This is a genomic window from Spirillospora sp. NPDC048911 (genome assembly GCF_043198015.1).
In the GTDB taxonomy this organism is placed as follows: Bacteria; Actinomycetota; Actinomycetes; order Streptosporangiales; family Streptosporangiaceae; genus Spirillospora.
Genome location: NZ_JBICUD010000006.1, coordinates 140,279 through 162,385 on the forward strand (window position 1 = coordinate 140,279; position 22,107 = coordinate 162,385).

Below are 22,107 nucleotides of genomic sequence, written 5' to 3' on the forward strand. Positions count from 1 at the left end.
AGGCTCCTGACCCGCGCGCTCCCGGCCCACGCGCTCGTGACCCGCGGGCTTGTGGTCTACCGGGTCCCGGGTCATCGGCTTTCGGCTTCCTCGCCGTCTGCCGCGATCAGGGCGCGGTACCAGTGCGCGCTGTCCTTCCAGGTGCGCGTTCCGGTCTCGTAGTCGATGTGGATGATGCCGAAACGCCTGGAGTAGCCGTAGGACCATTCGAAGTTGTCCATCAGCGACCAGGCGAAGTAGCCCCGCAGGTCCACTCCGGCATCGAGTGCGCGCTTGGCCGCCGCGACGTGGTCACGCAGGTAGGCGACGCGGCGGTCGTCTCTGACGCGGCCGTCGTCCACCTTGTCGTCGAACGCCGCGCCGTTCTCGGTGATCATCAGAGGGAGCCCGGGGTTCTCGCGGTGCAACCGGAGCAACATCTCGTCCAGGCCGGTCGCGTCGACGACCCAGCCCATCGCGGTGTGCTCTCCTTCTTGCGGCAGGAACGCGACGTCCTCGCAGCCGACGAACGGGGTGGCCTCGCTGACGGCGTGCCCGTCGGCGCCGGGCTCGGCGGCGGCGGGTCCCAGCGAGACCAGGGTCGGCTGGTAGTAGTTCACGCCGAGGACGTCGATCGGGGCGGCGCAGATCTCGTCGTCCCCGTCCCGGACGAACGACCAGTCCGTGATCGGCGCGGTGTCGGCCAGCAGGTCGGCGGGGTAGCCGGTGCCGAGCATCGGGCCGAGGAAGATCCGGTTGGCCACCGCGTCCACGCGCCGCACGGCCTCCGCCTCGCCGCGCAGGTGGTGCAGGTTGAGCGTGACCGAGTGCCGGGCGTCCGGCCGCACGACGCCGCGCAGCGCGCGCACCGCCAGGCCGTGCGCGAGGTTGAGGTGGTGGGCGGCGGCGAGCGCGGCGGCCGCGTCGGTACGGCCCGGCGCGTGCACTCCGGACGCGTAGCCGAGGAACGCCGAGCACCACGGCTCGTTCAGCGTCGTCCACAGCTGGACGCGGTCGCCGAACTCGCGGCCCATCCGCTCGGCGTATTCGGCGAAGCGCGACGCGGTGTCGCGCTCCGGCCAGCCGCCCGCGTCCTCCAGGTCCTGCGGCAGGTCCCAGTGGTAGAGCGTGGCGACGGGCGCGATGCCGCGCTCCAGCAGCCCGTCGATGAGCCGCGAGTAGAAGTCGGCGCCCTTGCGGTTGAGCGGCCCGTTCGTGCCGTCCGGCAGTACGCGCGACCACGAGATCGAGAAGCGGTACGCGTCGAGGCCGAGCTCTGCCATGGCATCGAGGTCCTCGCGCCATCGGCCGTAGTGGTCGGCCGCCACGTCGCCGGTGTCGCCGTTCAGGATCCGGCCCGGCGTGCGGCTGAACGTGTCCCAGATCGACGGCGCGCGTCCGTCCTGGTCGGCGGCGCCCTCGATCTGGTACGCGGCGGTGGCCGCGCCCCAGACAAAGCCGTCCGGGAAGCCCATCAGCCCTCCTCGGTCAGAGTGATCTCGACGGTTCCGCCGGTCGCCCGGACCAGCGTGCCCTGCTCGTGCGTCTCGGCCGTCCCCCCGGATACACCGGAGACGGACGGGACGCCGGCCAGCAGAACGTTCCAATCGGCCGTACCGGTCGCCGTGATCCGGACCGCCGCGCCGTTCCGGGAGGTGGTGAACGACGCGGCGGTAGTCCCGTCCGGCGCGGGGATCGCGGTGGTCACGGCGGCGCCGTCGGCCGGCTCGTACACCCGCAGCGTCACGCCCTCGGCGTGGTCGTAGTCGGGCCGGTCCGCGACGGCGCCCTCGGGGATCACCGCGCCGGGCCGGACCAGCAGCGGCACGCTCTCGAAGCCGTGCCGTTCCCGCAGCCACCGGCCGCCGCGCACGCGCTCGCCGGTGAGGTAATGCGTCCAGATTCCCTCGGGCACGTAGTACCGCACTTCGCCGCCCGCATCGAAGACGGGAGCCACGAGCAGGTCGTCGCCGAGCATGTACTGGCGTTCGAGATGGGTGCACGCCGGGTCGTCCGGGAAGTCGAGCACCATCGCGCGCATCATCGGCGTCCCGTCCTCGTACGCCTGCCGCGCGGCGCCGAGCAGGTAGGGCATCAGCCGCATCTTGAGCCGGGTGAACGTGCGCAGGACGTCCACCGACTCCTCGTCGAACGCCCAGGGCACCCGGTAGGAGTGGCTGCCGTGCAGGCGGCTGTGGGACGAGAGCAGGCCGAACGCGATCCACCGCTTGAAGAGCGCCGGGTCTGGCGTGCCTTCGAAGCCGCCGATGTCATGGCTCCAGTACCCGAAGCCCGACAGCCCCAGAGACAGCCCGCCGCGCAGGCTCTCCCCCATCGCCTCGAACGTCGACTCGCAGTCGCCGCCCCAGTGCACCGGGAAACGCTGGGATCCGACCGTGGCCGAGCGGGCGAAGACCACGGCCTCGCCCTCGCCGCGCCGCTTGCGCAGCAGTTCGAAGACCGCCTGGTTGAAGAGATAGGTGTAGTAGTTGTGCGCGCGTTCCGGGTCGGAGCCGTCGTAGTAGACGACGTCGGTCGGGATGCGTTCGCCGAAGTCCGTCTTGAAACTGTCGACGCCCATGTCGAGGAGCGCGTCCAGCTTGGCCACGTACCATTCGCGCGCCTCGGGATTGGTGAAGTCGACGACCGCGCATCCCGGCTGCCATTTGTCCCACTGCCACACGTCGCCGTTCGGCCGCTTCAGCAGGTAGCCGCGCGCCTTTCCTTCGGCGAAGAGCGGCGACCGCTGCCCGATGTAAGGGTTGATCCACAGGCAGATGCGCAGGCCGCGGTCCTTGAGACGGCGCAACATCCCCGGCGGATCGGGGAACACCCTCGGGTCCCACTCGAAGTCGCACCAGTTGTATTCGCGCATCCAGAAGCAGTCGAAATGGAAGACGCTCAGCGGAAGGTCGCGCTCGGCCATCCCGTCGATGAACGACGAGACCGTCTCCTCGTCATAGGACGTCGTGAACGAGGTGGACAGCCACAGCCCGTACGACCAATCGGGCAGGCGCGCCGGGCGGCCCGTCAGCGCCGTGTATTTGCGCAGGATCTCCTTGGGCGTCGGCCCGTAGATGAAGAAGTACCGGAGCGACTGCCCCTCGACGCTGAACTGCGTCCGCGTCACCACCTCCGAGGCCACCTCGAACGACACGCGCCCCGGATGGTCGACGAAGACGCCGTAACCGGCGTTGGTGAGGACGAACGGAACGTTCTTGTAGGCCTGCTCGCTGTTGGTACCGCCGTCGGCGTTCCAGATGTCGACGACCTGGCCGTTCTTGACCAGCGGCCCGAACCGTTCGCCCAGCCCGTACACGTGGTGGTCGACGCCCAGGTCGAGCTGCTCGCGGACGTAGTGCCCGCCGTCGTCGGTGTCGATGACGGCCATCGCCTTGAACCCGCTGCCGGTGAGCCGGCGGCCCTCGGCCAGGAAGTCGAGCCGCCATTCCTCACCGCGGTTGACCCGCACGGACAGCGCGCCCGAGGTCAGCGTCACCGCGTCGTCGCTGAGTTCGGCCGTCGCCTCGCTCGCCCCGTCGGATGTGTCGTCGGTGAGCAGTTCGAACTCCGGCCGGAGCTGCCGCTCGCCCGCGAAGTGCGTGATGGTGACGCCGATGACGTCCGGCATGGGGGACGCGCACGAGAGCGTGACGACCGGCCCCTTGAGCAGGTCACCGCGGTGGCGGATCCGCTCCCCCGGCGCGTGCACGGTGAACGAGCCGGGCCCGGTCACGCAGTCGTACGCCTCGGCCGGGTACACGGCGTGCACGCCCTCGCGCATCATCCAGTAGCCGTCGCTGAACTTCATTTACTTGATGGCTCCTGCCGTGAGGCCGCGGGACAACGTCCGCTGGAAGATCAGGAAGAACGCGACGGTCGGGATCAACCCGAGCAGCGACGCGGCGCTCGACATCGTCGCGTCCATCATCCGCTGGCCCTGGAGCACGCCCAAGGCCACCGAGACGGTCTGGTTGTCCTGCGAGATCAGGAAGACCAGCGGGATGAGGAACTCGTTCCACGTCCAGATGAAGAAGAAGACCAGCAGCACCGACATCGTCGGGCGGACGACCGGGAAGACGACGCGCCACAGGATCTGCCACCGGTTCGCGCCGTCGATGCGGGCCGCCTCCAGCAGCGGCCGCGGGAACGTGGCGAGCACCGAGGACAGCAGGTACGTGCCGAACGCGCTCTGGATGACCGTGAAGACGATGATCACGCTGATCCGGGTGTCGTACAGGTCCAGCTGCTTGGCCAGGTAGTACAGCGGATAGACCAGCGCCTCCTGCGGCAGCGTGTTGGCCAGCAGCAGCAACGCCAGCACCCACGTCCGGCCCTTGATCCGGCCGATGCCGATCGCGTAGGCGTTCAGCACCGACAGCAGCACGGCGAGCACCGCCACCGAGCCGCTGATCAGCGCGCTGTTGACGAGCACCTGGCCGAAGCCGACGCGTTCCCAGAAGTCGGTGATCCCGTCGAGGTTGACGCCGCCGGGCGGGGCCAGCGGCCCGTGCTCGGCGTACTCCTCGGACGTCTTCAGCGCGTTGAAGACGACCACGACGAACGGGATCAGCATGATCCCGGCGAACGCCGCGAGCGCGGCCAGCACCGCGTACGCGGACGGGCCCCGGCGGCGCCGCGGCCCGCGCGGCTTGCGCGACCGGGCCGCCGGGTCCGCCGCGGGCTCGGCGGTGAGCGTGGTCATCGGTCCTCCTCCCCCAGGTCACTGTGCTGGAAGCGCAGGAAGACGACCGTGAGCGCGATGATGATCAGGGTCAGCACGGTGGCGATCGCCGAGCCGTAGCCGACCTCGGTCTTGTCGAAGAAGTTCTGGTAGGAGTAGTAGGACGGCACGCTGGTGGCGCCGCCCGGCCCGCCCTTGGTGAGGACGTAGATCGGGCCGAAGACCTTGAGCGCCGCGATCGTGGTCCACAGCAGCACCACGAAGATCTCCGGCCGGATCTGCGGCAGCGTGACGTGCCAGAACCGCCGCGCCCACGAGGCCCCGTCGATCTCGGCCGCCTCGTACAGCGACGGCTCGACCCGCTGCAGGCCCGACATGAACACCACCAGCGGGAAGCCGATCTGGATCCAGACCATGACCACGAGCACGCTGGGCAGCGCCGTGTTCGGGTCGCCCAGCCAGTCGTGCGCCAGGGACTCCAGGCCGACCGCCTTCAGCAGCTCGTTCACCGCGCCGTTCTCCGGCGCCAGCAGCCAGCTCCAGACGATGCCGCCGATGACGATCGGCAGCACCTGCGGCAGGTAGAGGCACGCGCGCAGCACGCTGGCGACGCGCGCGCCGAAGTGCCGCTGGATCAGGTCGGTCAGCGCGGCGGCCAGCACCAGGCCGACCGCCGTCGGGACGATCGCCATGCCGACGATGACCAGCGCGTTGTGCCGGAACGACGCCCAGAAGTCGCCGTCCTTGGCGAGCTCGGCGTAGTTGTCGAGGCCGACCCACTTCGGCGTCCCCACGCCCGGCCATTCGGTGAAGCTCGTGTAGACGTTCATCAGGAAAGGGATCCCGATGACGCCGACGAAGAGCAGCAGGCCGGGCGCGAGGTACGGCAGGTAGGCGACCTTGCGATCAGTCTTCACTGGGGCAGCACCGTCACTTGGGCAGGCCGTCGTCGTAGAACTGCTGCAGCGAGCCGAGGACCTTGTCGGGAGAGCCACTGCCGTTCATGAGCTTCTGCGTCTCCGACACCCACTTGTCGTAGAAGCCGGTCACCGGCCAGTCGGAGTAGAACGCCAGTCCGTCGTTCTTGGCCAGGGTGTTGAAGTTGTCGATGAGCTTCTTGGTCTTGGCGTCGGTGATGGCCGAGGTGTCGGCCGCGACCGGGATGCCTCCGGCGTTGCCGAGCGCGTTCTGGATGCCCTTCTTCATCGTGATGTCGATGAAGTCGTACGCGAGCTGCTTGTTCTTCGAGCCCTTCGGCACGACCCAGAGGTTGCCGCTGGAGCCGGGCGACATCTTGGCCTCGGGCCAGGTCGAGATGTCCCAGTCGAACTTGGCGTCGGACTTGACGCGGCCGAACCACCAGCTGCCAGAGAACATGATGGGGAACTTGCCGGAGATGAACGACGTGCCCGCGTCCTCGACCTTGAGGCTGACGGAGTTCTTGGCGATGTAGCCCTTCTTCACCCAGTCGGCGAAGGTGGTCGCGCCGTACGTCCAGGCCGCGTCCTTCAGGTTCGCCTTGGCGGTGTAGCGCTCGAACGCGTCCACCCACGGCCGGTCGGCCTTGGTCAGCGCGAGCTGGTAGAGGTACTGGTGGGCCATGTACTCGGCGCCGGCGTTGGTGAGCGGGGTGACGCCCTTGGCGACGAACGCGTCCAGCGCGGCGGTGAACTCGGCGAACGTGGTCGGGACCTTGACGCCGTGCTTCTTGAAGAGGTCCTTGTTGTAGTACACGAGCAGGTATTCGGCGTAGTTGGGGACGCCGAACCACTTGTCGCCGCCCATCGTGCCCTTGGCGTCGTACTTCGCCGTGGTCTGCACTCCCGGGCTGAGCATCTTGTCCCAGCCGCGCTTGGTGACCTCCGAGCTGATGTCGGTGATCAGGCCCTGCTTGGAGAGCATCCCGGCGGTGGCGTTGCCCTTGTTGTACTCGAGGATGTCAGGGGCGTCCTTGGAGTTGAGCACCATCGGCGCCGTCTTCTGGATCTGCTCGAAGCCCTTCTCCTCGAACTTCACCTTCACGCCGGGGTGGGTGGATTCGAACTCCTTGATGGCCTGGTTCCAGGCGACGCCCATGGCGCTGTCCGGCGTCTCGTAGTGCCAGAGCCGCAGCTCCTTGGCGTCCGAGCCGCTGTCGCCGTCGTCGCCGCCGCACGCGGTCAGCGCCAGCGACGTCGCGGTGAGCGCCGCGAGCAGAGCCGTTCCCTTGCTGCGGAGCATGGGAGCGCGCCTGAACGTGGCAGTACGTCTGAACATGGGGTTCCTCCAGGGGGTGGGTCCGTGTCCCCGGTGTCGCGCTCCGCCACCCTCCCCGGCGGTTGTCGAAGCGCTTCGATTGCGGAGATGCTACGGCCGGAGTGACCCGGCACACAATAGGTCGGGCCAAGATCATCCATACTGATGCCGTCCGACCAGGCGTGACAGCGTGGGAACGCTCCCACTCGGTCTTCCGATCCGCCCGGCTTCGCGGGGCGGCGGCAACCTTTTCGAAACACCGGACGACTATCCGGCATGGCGAGCACGCGCACGACCGGCCGTCCAGGCCCGTCCTGGGAGAGCGCCGCCCGCTGTTACCCTCGTCCTCCGGCTGGCGACGGCGGCCCGGTCGAGCTCGGCGAAGGCGATCTCGGCGGAAGCTCTCTCGGCGAAGGCGGTGGCGGTGTCGGCGATGTCGGGATCGGCGCGGCAGGGACGGGAGCGCTCCCATTGAGCTCGCCGGACGAGGCCGCCCGCGCGGAGTTCCACCGGTTCTTCCAGCGGCACCACCGCGAGCTGGCCCGGCTCGCCTACCTGATGCTCGGCGACGCCGACGCGGCGGACGACGTGACCGCCGACGCCCTCGCCGCCGCCTGGCACCGATGGGACCGGGTGCGCGACGCCGACCAGCCGCTCGCCTACGTCCGCCGGATGGTGGTCAACCTCTCCAGCTCCCGGATCCGCACGCTCGTCCGCGAGCGCGCTAAGTTCGCGCTGTTCGGCGCCGGTCTGGAGGAGCACGCCGAAGGCCCCGACGTGCCCGCCGTGATCGACGTCCGGGCCGCGCTGCAACGGCTGCCCGAACGCAAGCGGGCCTGCGTGGTGCTGCGGCTGGCGTTCGACCTGTCCGAACAGGAGACCGCGCGCGTCCTCGGCGTCAGCGTGGGGACCGTGAAGAGCCAGACCTCGCGCGGCGTGGCCGAGCTGGAGAGGATGCTGCGAGGCAGGCACGGCCGCGCCGTCCGGGACGTCATAGCCGACGCCACCCAGGAGGACGGGCCGCGACCAGAGGAAACGCACGATGCCGGGGGCAAACGCGACGCCGAGCGGACGCGCGACCCTGGGCAGACTCGCGACACCGAGCGGACGCGCGACGCCGAGGGCACACTTGACGATGAGGGGACGCGTGACGCCGGGGGCACACGTGACGGCGTGGGAACGCGTGACGGCGCGGACGCACGTGATGGCGAGGGGGAACGCGTGATGCCGAAGGAGGACCCGTGACGAAGGGCCTTCACGGCGAGCCGGGCAAGCCGGAGCCGCCGGACGAGTCCTTCGACCGGTGGCGTGAGCTGCTGCGCGCCGAGGCGGAACGGCACGAGCCCGCCGAAGCCGACCTGTGGGCGCGGGTGGAGTCGGCCATGGACGACCCGGACGCACCCGTCACGGACGAGCGGGGCCCTGAGCACCGCCGGCGCCGCGTCGGCCTCCGGGTGGGCGCGGCGGTCCTGGCCACGGCGGCGGCGACGGTCGCCGGTTCGGTGATCGCCGTCAAGCTCGCTGAGCCGGACCATACCCCCGTCGCGCCCCTCGCGCAGAGCGACGGCCGGTTGTCCAGGCCCCCCGTGGCCGGGAGGACCGGGCCCGGCGGCCAGACGTCGCCGTCAGGGTCGCCCAGCCTCGCCCCCGGCAGCACGTCTGGCGCCACCCCCGGCGCCTCGGCGAGTTCTTCGCCCACGACGTCCAGCACGAGGGGCGGTGAGAAGAGCGGCCAGAAAGGCGGCGGGAACGATGACATCCTGGCCGTCACCGCCGCGGTCGACCCGCAGAGTTCGGCCTACTGGGCACAGCACAACGTGACGTTGCGCGTCCCGCAGAACCTGGAGCGGCTCACGGTAACGATCCGGATCGTCCGGACCGAGAAGGTCGCCGCGGCAGGCTCGTGGCTGTCCCTCCCGAACGACGACTTCGAGAGCTCCACGCAGGTCTCCGGAAACAGCCTCGTCTACCGGTGGACGTTGCGCGCGGGACGTTCGGTCCGTCCCGGCACGTACACCCTGGCCGCGCAGTACAACCGGGGAGCAGACCACAACCCGCGACAGGACACCTTCACCGTGTCCGCCACAGCGCCCGCCGCCACGGGCGACCGGAACCAGACGGTCACCGGCCACTTCTGATCACCCGGTGCCGCAACCGGCGCCGTTCAAGGCGAATCGATCCGGCCTGCCGCCCCGGTCCTCGCCATCGGCCTGGCCGAGGAAGCCGAACTGGGCCGTGCGGTTGGGCTCGAGTCTCCGATTCCAGTCGGCGGCGGTCACCGTCACATCGGCGCCGTTCTGGATCCGGGCGCCGTTCCAGAGTTGGGTGATCTTCTGGTCGCCGGGAAACGTCCAGGTGAGCTGCCATCCGTCGATCGCGGACGTGCCGGTGTTGGTGATCCGCACCTCGGCCTGGAAACCGCCCGGCCACTGCCCAGTGACCGAATACGCGACCGCACAGCTCGTCGTGGCAGCCGTCCCGGAAGGCGACACGGAGGAGGAAGGGGAAGGCTTCGCGGAACGGGACGCCGGAGGCGTACGGGTGGCGCCCGAACCTTCGGAGCCGGACTGGAGGAGCCCGATGACCAGCGCCGACAGGCCCAGCGCGGCGACGGCCCCGCAAGCGATCAGCACCGGCCGCCGCCCCCGCCCCCCATCGCCCGCCGATGCGCCTGCCGGAGCCGAGGATTCGGGCGCGGAGCCCAGAGCCGAGGCCGGCGCCGGAGTGGAGGCCGAGGTCGGCCCCTGTGGCGCGGGCGGGACGGGCTTGTCGAGGACTTTGGTTTGGCTTGAGTGCTCCGAGGGCGTGCCTGCCGTGTCCGGTGTGCCTGGCCGGTCCGGCGTGGCAGGGGTGTCGGGCACCGGTAGTCCTGCGGCGCGGCGCAGGGCTGTGCTCAGCGTCGCTGCAGCTGGACGCTCATGCGGGTCCTCGGCCACGCAGCTCGCGAGAAGGTCGGCCATCGGCGCGGGGACGTCAAGTGAGCCCAGGTCTTCCGTCGCGTTCCCGGCGGGTTCACCGGAGATCGCCTCCGCCAGCGTCACGCCGAGCGAGTAGATGTCGGCGCTCGGCTCGGGCTCGGCGCCGGAACGCAGCTCCGGGGCGACGTACGCGGGAGTGCCGAGCAGGGGGCCGTCATGCCGCGCCGACGCGGTGAAGGCGATGCCGAAGTCCAGGACCTTGACCCCGGTGGGCGTGAGGAAGACGTTCGCGGGTTTGACGTCGCGATGGACGACGCCGAGCGCGTGCGCCGCCGCCAGCGCGTCCGCGAGCTGGGCGCCGATGCCCGCCGCCTCCGTCCAGGACAGCGGCCCGTCCTCGAGCCGGGCCGCCAGGCTCTCCCCGTCGAGCAGCTCCATCACCACGTACGGCAGGTCACCCTCCTCGCCGTAGTCGTAGACGCCGGTGATGTTGGGGTGCGCGAGCCGGGCGGCGGCCTTGGCCTCCTGCTGGAGCCGCCGCGTGGACTCCTCAGGCCAGTCCGCCGGCCCGTTCTCGTGCGGCACCTTGACGGCGACGGCGCGTTCCAGGACGGTGTCGTGCGCGCGCCAGACGGTCGCCATCCCCCCGGATCCGAGGGGAACGACCAGCCGGTAGCGTCCGCCGAGGCTCTGGCCGGGGGTGAGCATAACGGGGAGCCTATGCCCCGGCCTCCTCGGATCAGTCCCGGATCAGGACGTCATGCAGTGCGGGCTGGGCTCGGCCGCGGCACCGGCCGACCGGGCGACGAAGCCGAACGTGGTGGAGGCGCCCGGTGCGAGGGCCCCGTTCCACGCCGCGTTCCTGACCTCGACGTCCGCACCCGTCTGCGTGTGCGTACCGCTCCAGAGGCTGTCGATCGTCTCGCCGTTGGCGAACGTCCAGTGCGCGCGCCATCCGGCCAGCGGGACGGTGCCGGAGTTGGTCACCTTCACCTCGCCCTGGTAGCCGCCGTTCCAGGAACTGATGTTCCGGTACGCGGCCGTGCACACCGCTCCCGGCTGCTGCGTGGGCGTCGGTTCGCCCGGGCCGGGTCCGCCGTTGCCGCCGACGCCGGTCACCTCGCCGTTGCCGCCGTCGAAGACGATGTCGGAGCAGCCGTAGAAGGTCTCCGCGCTGTCGGAGCGCTGCCAGACCGAGTAGATGAGGTGCCGGCCGCTCTTGCCCGACGGGAGCCGCGCGTTCCAGTAGTAGTAGGAGTCGGCGCTGCCGGGGTTGCCGACGCTGGGCGGGTCGGTGGCGCTGTCGAACGGCTGCGCCTCCAGGTCGTCCCAGGTCAGCGGTCGCGTGGCGCTCCAGCTGTCCTTGGTGATGTACGAACGGAACGTGCCGGGGTGCGCGGCCCACTTGTTGTACCGGAGCTGGATCTCCTTGCCGCTGGTGAGATGGGTCAGGGGCCAGTCGTCGCGGGCCAGGTCGTACCCGCTGAAGTCGTAGACCTGGGCGGCGCCGCTGCACAGCTTCCCGTCGGGGATGAAGCCGCGCATCCGGCCCGCGCCGTCCGAGCGCAGCACCGCGAACCAGTTGTAGAGCGAGGTCGTGCCGCTCTGCGCCACCGCCGCCTTGCAGGCGGGGTTGTTCGGCTTGATCTCGCCGGTCGGGCTCAGCCCGTCCTTCCAGCACAGGTACGTGCGGCTCCCCGCGACCATCATGGCGCCGTGCGCCGCCGCGGGCGTGGCGGTCACCATGGTCGCGAGGGCCGTCACGCCGAGGACGGCGCCGGTGAGCGGAGCGGTGCGCCGAGTTCTCACAATTCCTCCTGTAGCGGCCCCAGAGGGTTTCCGTTGATCCGGAAACTAACCGGGGCCGCCGCAGGAGAAGAACGGCCGTTTCACGCCTTTCACAAAATTCCGCTGGCGATCCGCTCCTCTCGTCCGCGGACGCACAGCAGACACCGTAGAGACGCCTGGCGAACGCCGTTGAGGCGCTTGTGGACGCTTGCGGACGCTGTGGAGACGCTTGCGGGCGCCGTGGGATGCCCTAGCGGACCCGGGGGATGCCTAGCGGACGCCGTACAGGTGTTCTAGGGCGAGTTGGTCCAGGCGTTCGAAGGCGGCGCCTCGGGCTGCTAGCGCGTCCACGTCCGGGGTGAAGTCGCGAACCGCCTGCCAGCTCTCCCCTTCGCCCAGGGTCGGCGTGGCCAGCTCGTCCACCCGCGCCGCGCGCAGCGCCTCGGCGACCTCGGGATCGGCGCGGAACGCGCGGACCTTCTCGCGCAGGATCAGCCAGTTGCGCATGCAGCCGCGGGCCGACTCCCAGACGCCCGCGTCGTCCTCGGTGCGCGGCGGCTTGAAGTCGAAGTGGATCGGCCCGTCGTAGTCGCTGCCGTCGATGAGGTCGACGACCCAGAACGCGCCCCGGGCGTTGCCCGCGCCGAAGCGCAGGTCCTGGTCGTAGCGCGGGCCGTTCTGGCCGTTGAGGTCGATGTGGAAGAGCTTGCCCTGCCACAGCGCCTGGGCGAGGCCGTGCGCGTAGTTGAGGCCCGCCATCTCCTCGTGCCCGACCTCGGGGTTGACGCCGACGAGGTCGGGGCGTTCGAGCCGTTCGATGAACGCCAGCGCGTGGCCGACCGTCGGCAGCAGGATGTCGCCGCGCGGCTCGTTCGGCTTGGGCTCGATGGCGAACCGCAGGGAGTAGCCCTGGTCGGTGACGTACTGCCCGAGCACGTCGAAGGCCTCTTTGTAACGGTCCAAGGCCACCTGGACGTCCTTGGACCCGCCGGACTCGGCCCCCTCGCGGCCGCCCCAGCACACGTAGATCTGAGCGCCCAGCTCGGCGGCCAGGTCGAGGTTGTCCATCACCTTGCGCAGCGCGAAGCGGCGGACGTCGCGGTCGTTGGAGGTGAACGCGCCGTCCTTGAAGATCGGGTGCGAGAAGAGGTTGGTGGTGGCGGTGGTGACGGCCAGGCCGGTCTCGTCCAGCGCCTTGCGGAAGGCCCCGATCCGCTCGTCGCGCTCGGCCGCCGACGCCTCGAAGGCGAACACGTCGTTGTCGTGGAAGTTGACGCCGTACGCGCCGAGCGCGGCCAGCTCGCGCACCGCCCGTTCGGCGGGCATCGGCGCCCGGGTGCCGGGACCGAACACGTCGACCCCCTGCCATCCCACCGTCCAGATGCCGAACGAGAACTTGTCCTCCGGCCGCGGGGTGTAGTCGTTCACGGCTCTTCTCCTTAGTTGGTGCGTGGGACGGATGTGTCGGGCGGATGCATCGGACGGATATGTCGGGCGGATTGGTCGGACGGATATGTCGGGTGGGTGCATCGGGCGGGTGTGCCGCTCGGCGTGTCAGGCGGGTGCGTCGCGCAGCGCGGCGTACCAGGCCCTGACGTCGGACGCGTCCGCCGGGTCGGCGATGTGATGGGTCGAGGGCGCCTCCGGCCAGTCCGGCGGCTCCGCCGTTCCGGCCAGCGCCCAGGCGGCCTGCCGGGCGGCGCCGAGCGCCACGTACTCGTCGGGTTCGGGGACGATGACGGGTGTGCCGAAGATCGCGGGGGCCAGCGTCCGGACCGCCTCCGAACGGGCGCCGCCGCCGATCAGCAACGTGCGCCGCGGCCGGACGCCCTGGGCCGCGAGATGGTCGACGGCGTCGGCCAGCGAGCACAGCAGCGCCTCGACCGCGGCCCGCGCGAGGTTCTCACGGGTGGCGTTCGCCGTGGTCAGCCCGGCCAGCACACCCGTCGCGCCGGGCCGATCAGGGGTTCGTTCGCCGTCCAGATAAGGGAGCATCGTCAGCCCGCCGGCCCCGGCCTCAGCCGCCAGCGCCGCGGCGGAAAGCCCGTCCAGATCCGCCCCGATCAGCTCGGCGGCCGCGGACAGCACCCTCGCGGCGTTGAGCGTGCACACCAGCGGCAGGTAGCGGCCGGTCGCGTCGGCGAAACCGGCGACGAAGCCGCCCGGGTCGGCGGCGGGCTTCTCGGCGACCGCGAAGGCCGTCCCGGAGGTCCCGATCGATACCACCACGTCCCCGTCCCGCAGGCCCAGCCCCAGCGCCGCTCCCATGTTGTCGCCGGTGCCGGGCGCGAGCAAGGCCCCCCACCCGGTCTCTCCCACCGCCTCGCCGGGCGCCGCGACGCGCGGCAGCCGGGGCTCGTGCCCCAGGGCCCCCCGGACGAGCTCAGGCAGATAACCCCCGGGCGACCAGTAGCCCGTCCCCGAGGCGTCACCTCGATCAGTCACGTACTCGGCCGCGCCGAGTCTCCAGGTCAGCCAGTCGTGCGGGAGCAGCACCGCGGCCGTGCGCCGCGCGTTGCCCGGCTCGTGCTCGGCCATCCAGCGCAGCTTGGTCACGGTGAACGAGGCGACCGGCACGCTGCCGACTCGTTCGGCCCAGGCCCGGGGCCCGCCGAACTCCTCCCTCAGGGCGAGGGCCTGCGGCGCCGACCGGGTGTCGTTCCACAGCAGCGCGGGCCGCACGACTTCCCCGTCCTCGTCCAGCGCGACCATCCCGTGCTGCTGGGCCGCGACGGCGACCGCGTCCGCGCGTTCGAGCACCTCCCGGACCTGGCCGAGCGCGTCCCACCAGTGCCGGGGGTCGCATTCGGTGCCGTCCGGATGCGGCGCCGACGCCCGCGCGACCACCGCGCCGTCCTCGGCCCGGCAGAGCACGACCTTCGTCGACTGCGTGGACGAGTCGACCCCGGCGACGAGCATGACGTTCTCCGATCTGTCGAAGCGCTTCGACTCTAGACCGCCCGTGACTCACGACACAACAGGTGGAGCTACCCCCACCACCGGTCCTGGACCCAGCCTCCTCCATCTGGCGGGCTGAGCCCAATGTCCGAGGCGGCTGATTGGATCAAGGTTGTGTTCATCGGCTGAACACGGAGGACGAGAGACATGGCGAACATGACGATCCGCATTCGATCCACGAGGGCCGTGCACCCCCTCCTGACCGAGGTGACGCTGCTGCTCGTGCTGTTCGCCGCCTACAAGTGGGGACGGACGCTGGTCGAGAGCGGCGTGGGCAAGGCCATGTCCAACGCCTCCTGGCTCTGGGACCTCGAACGCACTTTGCGGCTCCCGAGCGAACACTCCCTGCAAAAGCTCGTCCTCCAGTGGGAGCACACCGCCTTCCTGTCCAACCTCTACTACGTGGGCGTGCACTTCCCCGGCACCGCGGCCCTCCTCATCTGGCTGTGGACGCGCCACCGCGCCCACTACAAGCGGATCCGCACCGAGCTCGTCCTGCTCACCGCCGCGGGCATGGCCGTTCACATGCTGTTCCCGCTCGCCCCGCCCCGCCTCGCCGGGCTCGGCATGACCGACACCATGCTCACCGTCGGCCCCTCCGCCTACCCCGCCGCCGCCGACGGCATCGCCAACCAGTACGCCGCCATGCCGTCCCTGCACGTCGGCTGGGCCCTCCTCGTCGCCCTGGCCGTCCTGCGCGTCTCGTCCAGCCGCTGGCGCTGGGTCATCGCGATGCACGCCCCCGTCACCCTCTTCGTGGTCGTCGTCACCGCCAATCACTACTGGCTGGACGGCCTGGTGGCCGCCGCCCTGCTCGCCGTCGCGATGCTCACCACCGCCCTCATCCAGGCCCGCCGCCGCACCCGCGCCGCGGCGCAGCGCGAGACCTACACCCTCGCCGCCTAATGCCGGCACGTTCCTCCCGCGTCTCCGTCCCTCCCGCGCCCTCGTCCACCCGGCCCGCCCGGGCTGGCGGGGGCGTCCCCCTTTGACGTGGCCATTGTCGGCGGGGTTAGCCTGGCCGGCATGATCTCTGAGGTTGAGCTGGGGCATCTGCGACGGGCCGTGGAGCTGGCGGGCGAGGCTCTCGCCGCCGGGGACGAGCCGTTCGGTTCGGTGCTGGTGTCCGGGACGGGCGAGCGGCTGGCGGAGGACCGGAACCGGGTCGCGGACGGGGATCGTACGCGCCACCCCGAGTTCGAGCTGGCCCGGTGGGCGGCGGCGAACATGACTCCCGAGGAACGCGCGAAGGCGACGGTCTTCACGTCGGGCGAGCACTGCCCTATGTGCGCGGCGGCCCACGGGTGGGTCGGGCTCGGCCGGATCGTCTACGCGGCCTCGTCGGCGCAGCTGGTGGGATGGCTGACGGAGATGGGCCTGGGCGCGCCACCCGTCCGGCCACTGCCGGTACAGGAGGTCGCGCCGAACGTCGTGGTGGAGGGGCCTGTGGAGGAGTTCGCCGAGCAGCTGCGGGAGATGCACCGCAAATGCCACATGGGCTAGGTGTGGAAGCGGAGGCGCTGGCCGGGGCGGGTTTGGGCTGCGCGGCCGATGTCGGGAGTGGCCACGACCGCGATGACGGGGTAGCCGCCGGTCAGCGGGTGGTCGGCCAGGAAGAGCACGGGGGCTCCTGAGGACGGGACCTGGAGGGCGCCGGTGATCATGCCTTCGCTGGGGAGCTCGTCATGGCGGGCGCGGGTCAGGGGCGGGCCGGTCAGCCGCATGCCGACGCGGTCGATCTCGCTGGTCACCTCGTACGGGCTGGTGAGCAGGGTGCGCCGGGCGTCCTCGGTGAACCAGTCGGCGCGCGGCCCGGGCAGGACGCGAAGGTGGACGTCTCCGGAGGGCGGTGGCGCGACGGGCAGCACGTCAACGCCGATGGGTGCGATCGGGTGGGGCCCTATGGGGAGAAGCGTTCCGGCGGTTAGCGCGGCAGGGCCCAGCTTGGCGAAAGTGTCGGTGGAGCGGGATCCCAGGGTCGGTGTGATGTCGAGACCGCCGCGTATGGCCAGGTAGCTGCGGAGACCGGTGGGTGGCGTGGCCAGACGAAGTTCTGCGTCGGCGGGGATGAGGAACGGGGCGTAGGGCGCTTCGGAGCGGCCGTTCACTGTGATGGGGGCGGGTGCGCCGGTGACGATTGCGTAGACGGCCTTGTGGGAGCGGAGTGTCAGGCCACCGAGGGTGACTTCGATGGCGGCAGCGCCTTCGGGGTTGCCGAGGGCTCGGTTGGCCAGCCGCAGGGCGGCCGGGTCGGCGGCGCCCGCCGCGCCTACGCCCAGGGCGGCGTGGCCTGGGCGGCCCAGGTCTTGGACGGTCGAAAGCGGGCCCGGAGAGATGATTTCGAGGGTCATGCGGCGATGAAGTGGACGTGGATTCCGGGACGCAGGAGCGCGGGCGGGTCGCGTTCGAGGTCCCAGAGGGCGGTGTCGGTGTGGCCGATGATCTGCCAGCCGCCCGGCGAGTCCGCGGGGTAGATCCCGCTGAACTCTCCGGCCAGGCCCACCGATCCCGCGGGTACGCGAACGCGGGGCGTGGGGCGGCGCGGCACGTTCAAGCCCCCTCCCACCAGGTAGGCGAAACCCGGCGCGAAGCCCGTGAACGCCACCTGCCAGGTCGTGGCGGTGTGGGCCGAGATCAGCTCGGCCGGTGTGCGGCCGGTCAGCTCGGCGGCGCCGGCGAGGTCGGGGCCGTCGTAGGCGACCGGGATCTCCACGGTGCCCGAGGACGCCGCCCCCGCGGGACGTCCTCGGGCCGAACGCACCCGGGCCGCCACCGACGCGGGATCGGCGGCGGGCCCGAGCACGAGCATGAGCGTGCGCGCGGCCGGAACGAGATCCACGACACCGGGCGGCGGGTCGGCCGCCAGCGCGTCATGGAGGCCGAGCATCGCGTCCAGGTCCGGGAGCTCGACGAGCAGCGAGGCGTCGCCGTTCGGCAGGATGCGCACGTTCAGGCGGTCACTAGGGCGGCGGGCGCGATCGTGACGCCCGCCTTGTCGAGGGCGGAGCGAACGGCTTGTGCCAGTTCCACCGCGCCTTGGGTGTCGCCGTGCACGCAGATGGAGTCGGCGCGCACGGGGATGACGGTGCCGTCGATCGCGACGATCTCGCCCTCGGTGGCCATGCGCACGCAGCGTTCGGCCACTTCGACGGGATCGTGCAGCACCGCGTCCTGCTGCCGGCGGGAGACGAGCGTCCCCTCCGGCGTGTAGGCGCGGTCGGCGAACACCTCGTGCAGGACGGGAAGCCCCGCCTCTCCGGCAAGGCGGAGCCACGCCGAACCGGGCAGGCCGAGCGCGGGCAGGGTCGTGTCGAAGTCGAGCACCGCGTCCACGACCGCCGCCGCCTGCTCCTCGTGATGGACGATGGCGTTGTAGAGCGCGCCGTGCGGCTTGATGTACCTCACCTTCGTGCCCGCGACCTCGGCGAACTGCCGGAGGGCGCCGAGCTGGTAGAGCACGTCGTTGGTGAGCTCGGACGGCGGGACGTCCACGAAGCGCCGCCCGAAGCCCGCCAGATCGCGATAGCCGGTGTGAGCGCCGACCGCCACGCCCCGCCGCGCCGCGAGATGGCAGGTACGGCGGAGCACGGTCGGATCGCCGGCGTGAAACCCGCACGCCACGTTCGCGCTGCTCACCACGTCCAGCAGGGCCTCGTCATCGCCGAGCTCCCAGCGGCCGAAGCTCTCGCCGAGGTCGGCGTTCAGATCGATGCGCATGGTCAGCTCCAAGTGTCGGCTGGTCAGTTGCAAGGTGCGTCTGGCCGGATCCAAGAAGCTTTGGCCGGATCCAAGAAGCGTTTGGCCAGTCCAGAGGGCGTCTGGTCAGTCCAGAGGCTGGCTGGTCAGTCCAGAGGTTGCCTAGCCAACTCCAGAGACTTACCTGGTCAGCTCCAGAGGTCGTCGATTCCGGAGAGGGCCTCCCAGCCCACGTAGAGCGAGACGCACCAGGCGGCGACGCCGATGGCGAGCAGCCAAACCGGATACCGGTAGCCGTGCAGGAGGTCGCGGCGGCGGGCCGCCACCCACAGGATCACGCCCAGGCCGACGGGCAGGATGAGGCCGTTCAGCGCACCGGCGAGGATCAGCAGGTTGACGGGCGTCTTGCCGATGGCCAGGTAGATGGCGGTGGACACCACGATGAACGCGACCACCAGCCAGTTGCGGTTGCGTTCGATCCAGGACGAGAACGAGACGAGGAACGAGACCGAGGTGTAGGACGCGCCGATCACCGAGGTGATGGCGGCGGACCACATGATGAGGCCGAAGACGCGCAGCCCGGCCTCGCCGCCCGCGTGCTCGAACGCCGACGGCGCGGGGTTGGCCGCGGCCAGCTTCACGCCGCCCGCCACCACGCCGAGCACGGCCAGGAAGAGCAGCACGCGCATCAGCGCGGTGATCAGGATGCCGTTGATCGAGCTGCGGGTGATCTCCTTGACGTGCTCCTCGCCCTGGACGCCCGACTCGATCATCCGATGCGCGCCCGCGTAGACGATGTAACCCCCCACCGTCCCGCCGATGAGCGTGGTGATGACCAGGAAGTCGACCTCTTCGGGAGCGATCGTCTGGGTGAGCGCGTCACCGAGCGGAGGCCCGGACACGAACACGACGTAGAGCGTCATGACGATCATGAGGATGCCGAGCACGATCACGATCCGGTCCATGGCGACCCCGGCGCGCCGGATCAGGAACACCGCGATCGCGAACGCGGCCGAGATCGTGCCGCCGATCTTGAAGTCCAGCCCGAGCAGCGCGTTCAGCCCGAGCGCGCAGCCGGCCACGTTGCCGATGTTGAAGACGATGCCGCCGAAGACGTCGAGCGCGGCGAGCAGGTAGCCGGCCCCGGGCATCACGCTGTTGCCGAGGTCCTGGGCACGGCGGCCGGACACCCCGACCACCCGCCACACGTTCATCTGGATGGCGACGTCGACCAGCACCGACACCAGGATCGCGAACGCCATGGCGGCGCCCAGCTTGGCGGTGAAGACGGTGGTCTGAGTGATGAATCCCGGCCCGATGGCGCTGGTGGCCATCAGGAACATGGCCCCGAGCAGCGCACCGCGAGGCGCGACCGTCGATGGCTTGGCCCGTTCCGTCGTGGTTCCGTCCGTCATGGCTGCTCCTTGGTGGGGGTCGCGGCCTTTCGCCCAGCGTAGAGATTGTTCAACAATCCATCAATCCCCTTGTTGATACATTTCCAACCAAAGAGGACTACGCTGACGGGGCACCTTGCCGGACCGGGGGAAGGAAGGCCGATGACGTCGGCGGAGCCATGGCTCGACAGGATCGCGGCGGCCCGAGACGATCTCGACCGGTCGAGCACCGCGGCCCGGGTCGCCGATCTGCTCCGCGACCAGATCACCGCCGGACTCCTCGTTCCGGGCGCCCGCCTCCCCGAGGAGGAGCTGGGCAAAGCGGCCAAGGTGTCCCGTAACACCCTGCGCGAAGCGTTCCGCCTGCTCGTCAAGGAACGCCTGCTCGTCCACGAGTTCAACCGAGGCGTCTTCGTGCGCACCCTGACGCCCGAGGACGTCGCCGACATCTACCGCGCCCGCCGCATCCTGGAATGCGAAGGCCTGCGAAGCGTCACCATCGCTCCCCCGGAGGCACTCGCCCGCCTGGACGCAGCGGTCACCGCGGGCGAACAGGCCGCCGCGGCCGGCGACTGGCCAGAAGTCGGCACCGCCGACATCCAGTTCCACAAGGCGATCGCCGCGCTGTGCGGCAGCACCCGGGTGGACGAGATGGTGCGCCACCTGCTGGCCGAGCTGAGACTGGCGTTCCACCAGATGGACTCGCCCCGCGAATTCCACGAGCCGTACCTGGCCCGCAACCGCCAGCTGGTCACCCTGATCCAACGCGGCGACACGACCGCCGCCGAACGCGAACTACGCGCCTACCTGGACACAGCCGAATCCCAGCTAACCAAGGCTTACGGCGCATAGCCCCCAGCCCCCCACCACCCAACCACCCTCTCCAGACTCCCCCAAAGCACCACCTGCACAGGGCTCTGTCATGCCTCGGCACTCCGTCGAGCAGCGCTCCCTGCCGCGATCAACGAACCCGCAATCGCCACCGCTCCATGCCATACGTCGAAACGCACCACCCACCGCCCAACCATCCGCCGGACGCACAACCGCCACCGCCCACCCCCAGCCGCGCCAGGCCCATCCCGCATCCCCCACCCCGCACCGTCTACAGCACGCCGTCTACCCCGCACCGTCTGCCGCGCACCGCCCACCCCGCACCGTCTGCAGCACACCGCCCACCCCGCACCGTCTGCAGCACACCATCTGCCGCGCACGACCGGCGGTACACCGCCTGCCGGACACCACCTACTCGCACACCGCCTGCTCACATACCGCCCAACGCGCACCCACTCCGCCCCATCTGCCGTGCACCGCCCACCCCCCGCACCGCCTGCGCCACCCCGTCTGTGGCATTCCGCCTGCCACGCACCGTCTGCCTCCTGCTGTCTACCACCTGCCGCACATCACTTGCTGGCCGGTCCATCCCGTGTGGTCGCAAACGCTCGGCGGGAGACGGACGCGAGCGCGCACTGACGAAGATCGAGTTACGCGAGCTCCCCGCGATCGGCCGCTGCACGATGGACGCCCACCCCAGCCACGGCAGCCTGGCGAACGGCGACGAGCGGACGGCAGCCCACTTGCCGCGCATCGCCTGCCGGCACTGCCTGCCGCACACTGCCTGCCGCACACCACTGGCCGCACACCACTGGCCGCACAGCGCCCACCACCTACTGCACACCACCGCGTACCAGCTATCGCGCACCACTTGCCACGCACCATCCGCCTCGCACCACCTGCCGCACACGACCTGCCTCCCACTGCCCACCACTTGCCGCGCGCACCCCTGCCGCGCATCGCCTGCCGAGCACACCGCCTACTCTGCATGCCGCTTACCTCCCATAGCCCACCGCCGCCGACTGCCGCCCGCTACTTGTCACCTAGCCATGCCGCGCGTGCTATCTGGATCGCGCAACCCGGATGTGCAACAGGTGCATGTTCAGTTGGGTGCGAGCCCGACGCGGTCCGTTCGAATGCGCAGGTTGCATGGGGGCTGATGTTTGCTCCTTAACCGCGTGGGTGCGGGTTTGGCGCCATCCAGACGTCGACCCACCATGACGGTTGCGCCTGACCAGGCTGCTGCAAATCTCAATCAACGTGATCGCTCGGCAACGGTCACCCCTTTGGCGCAGAATTCCGCCCGGCAGCCGGATAGGTGGAGCTTAAGATCTAAGAGCAGCACCGACAAGAAGGAGTTGCAGAACTTGGGGAGTTGCGGCTTCTGCGGGTTGACGCATCCCCCGGTTAGAGATCTTTGCCGCTTCGCGGTTGGCGGCATCGGTCACCCCTCTGAAGCACCAATCCGCCCGACTGACAGGTGAAGCGGGGCTGAAGACCTAAAAGCGGCATCGACAAGAAAGGACGCGGCGGTCCGGGGCGCGTTCGGATGCGCGGCTTGGTCTGCTCGCTGAGGTTCGTACCTTGGCCGCGCGGAGCGCGGTTTTCCGGCACCACCTCAGGT

General features: G+C 70.3%; 18 protein-coding genes. 5 read left to right on the top strand and 13 right to left on the bottom strand.

The genetic code is table 11. From position 1 onward, the window contains the following. Positions 1-71: 71 nt before the first annotated feature. Genes ACGFNU_RS27185 through ACGFNU_RS27205 form a run of 5 tightly spaced genes read right to left on the bottom strand, consistent with a single transcriptional unit; the run spans position 72 to position 6,919 of the window. Entirely contained in the window at positions 72-1,454 is a 1,383-nt protein-coding gene (locus ACGFNU_RS27185) for a GH1 family beta-glucosidase (protein WP_392597983.1), read from the bottom strand. Continuing rightward, complete coding sequence (yicI, locus tag ACGFNU_RS27190; RefSeq protein WP_392597985.1) at positions 1,454-3,790, bottom strand: alpha-xylosidase; 2,337 nt, start codon at positions 3,788-3,790, stop codon at positions 1,454-1,456. The genes ACGFNU_RS27185 and yicI overlap by 1 nt, the downstream gene beginning before the upstream one ends. Beyond that, positions 3,791-4,684: a carbohydrate ABC transporter permease gene (locus ACGFNU_RS27195; protein WP_392597987.1), complete on the bottom strand. Its 894-nt coding sequence runs from the start codon at positions 4,682-4,684 to the stop codon at positions 3,791-3,793. It lies immediately after the preceding gene. Further along, positions 4,681-5,580 (bottom strand): carbohydrate ABC transporter permease, encoded by a 900-nt coding sequence (locus tag ACGFNU_RS27200; protein WP_392597989.1) that lies wholly within the window; start codon positions 5,578-5,580, stop codon positions 4,681-4,683. Before ACGFNU_RS27200 ends, ACGFNU_RS27195 begins: the two co-directional genes overlap by 4 nt. A 13-nt stretch (positions 5,581-5,593) precedes the next feature. Further along, on the bottom strand, positions 5,594-6,919 hold the full coding sequence (locus ACGFNU_RS27205; RefSeq protein WP_392597991.1) for an extracellular solute-binding protein: 1,326 nt from the start codon (positions 6,917-6,919) through the stop codon (positions 5,594-5,596). A gap of 255 nt (positions 6,920-7,174) precedes the next feature. On the opposite strand from ACGFNU_RS27205, the gene ACGFNU_RS27210 reads away from it, so the two are divergent. Next, a complete protein-coding gene (locus tag ACGFNU_RS27210; protein WP_392597993.1) occupies positions 7,175-8,143 on the top strand; it encodes a SigE family RNA polymerase sigma factor in 969 nt (322 codons plus the stop codon). Continuing rightward, entirely contained in the window at positions 8,140-9,036 is an 897-nt protein-coding gene (locus ACGFNU_RS27215) for a hypothetical protein (protein ID WP_392597995.1), read from the top strand. Before ACGFNU_RS27210 ends, ACGFNU_RS27215 begins: the two co-directional genes overlap by 4 nt. Here ACGFNU_RS27215 and ACGFNU_RS27220 read toward each other — a convergent pair whose 3' ends face one another. From ACGFNU_RS27220 to xylB, 4 genes are all read right to left on the bottom strand, one after another. Then, on the bottom strand, positions 9,037-10,524 hold the full coding sequence (locus ACGFNU_RS27220) for a cellulose binding domain-containing protein (RefSeq protein WP_392597997.1): 1,488 nt from the start codon (positions 10,522-10,524) through the stop codon (positions 9,037-9,039). It abuts the gene before it with no gap. Between the two features lie 42 nt (positions 10,525-10,566). Beyond that, a complete protein-coding gene (locus ACGFNU_RS27225) occupies positions 10,567-11,625 on the bottom strand; it encodes a lytic polysaccharide monooxygenase (protein ID WP_392597999.1) in 1,059 nt (352 codons plus the stop codon). Between the two features lie 249 nt (positions 11,626-11,874). After that, positions 11,875-13,032: a xylose isomerase gene (gene xylA, locus ACGFNU_RS27230; RefSeq protein ID WP_392598001.1), complete on the bottom strand. Its 1,158-nt coding sequence runs from the start codon at positions 13,030-13,032 to the stop codon at positions 11,875-11,877. Positions 13,033-13,158: 126 nt separating this feature from the next. After that, positions 13,159-14,523, bottom strand: coding sequence for a xylulokinase (xylB, locus tag ACGFNU_RS27235; protein WP_392598003.1), 1,365 nt, complete (start codon positions 14,521-14,523; stop codon positions 13,159-13,161). 186 nt (positions 14,524-14,709) lie between these two features. Between xylB and ACGFNU_RS27240 the strand changes: the two genes are divergently transcribed. Together ACGFNU_RS27240 and ACGFNU_RS27245 are read left to right on the top strand one after the other, a co-directional pair. Then, positions 14,710-15,468 (top strand): phosphatase PAP2 family protein, encoded by a 759-nt coding sequence (locus tag ACGFNU_RS27240; RefSeq protein WP_392598005.1) that lies wholly within the window; start codon positions 14,710-14,712, stop codon positions 15,466-15,468. 120 nt (positions 15,469-15,588) lie between these two features. After that, entirely contained in the window at positions 15,589-16,065 is a 477-nt protein-coding gene (locus tag ACGFNU_RS27245; protein WP_392598006.1) for a nucleoside deaminase, read from the top strand. On the opposite strand, the gene ACGFNU_RS27250 is transcribed toward ACGFNU_RS27245, so the two are convergent. The 4 genes from ACGFNU_RS27250 to ACGFNU_RS27265 all read right to left on the bottom strand — a co-directional run bounded on the left by ACGFNU_RS27250 (position 16,062) and on the right by ACGFNU_RS27265 (position 19,673). Further along, entirely contained in the window at positions 16,062-16,913 is an 852-nt protein-coding gene (locus tag ACGFNU_RS27250; RefSeq protein WP_392598008.1) for a biotin-dependent carboxyltransferase family protein, read from the bottom strand. The two genes, ACGFNU_RS27245 and ACGFNU_RS27250, sit on opposite strands and share 4 nt — an antisense overlap. Next, positions 16,910-17,509 carry an allophanate hydrolase subunit 1 gene (locus ACGFNU_RS27255; protein ID WP_392598009.1) on the bottom strand — a complete coding sequence of 200 codons (600 nt, stop codon included), beginning with the start codon at positions 17,507-17,509 and terminating at the stop codon, positions 16,910-16,912. Before ACGFNU_RS27255 ends, ACGFNU_RS27250 begins: the two co-directional genes overlap by 4 nt. Before the next feature lie 2 nt (positions 17,510-17,511). Further along, the gene (locus tag ACGFNU_RS27260) at positions 17,512-18,279 is read right to left on the bottom strand and encodes a LamB/YcsF family protein (protein ID WP_392598011.1); all 768 of its coding nucleotides are present in this window, start codon (positions 18,277-18,279) and stop codon (positions 17,512-17,514) included. Between the two features lie 167 nt (positions 18,280-18,446). After that, positions 18,447-19,673 carry an NRAMP family divalent metal transporter gene (locus tag ACGFNU_RS27265; protein WP_392598013.1) on the bottom strand — a complete coding sequence of 409 codons (1,227 nt, stop codon included), beginning with the start codon at positions 19,671-19,673 and terminating at the stop codon, positions 18,447-18,449. 141 nt (positions 19,674-19,814) lie between these two features. Here ACGFNU_RS27265 and ACGFNU_RS27270 point away from each other — a divergent pair, with 141 nt between their 5' ends. Continuing rightward, the gene (locus tag ACGFNU_RS27270; protein WP_392598015.1) at positions 19,815-20,504 is read left to right on the top strand and encodes a GntR family transcriptional regulator; all 690 of its coding nucleotides are present in this window, start codon (positions 19,815-19,817) and stop codon (positions 20,502-20,504) included. The last annotated feature ends 1,603 nt before the right edge of the window (positions 20,505-22,107 follow it).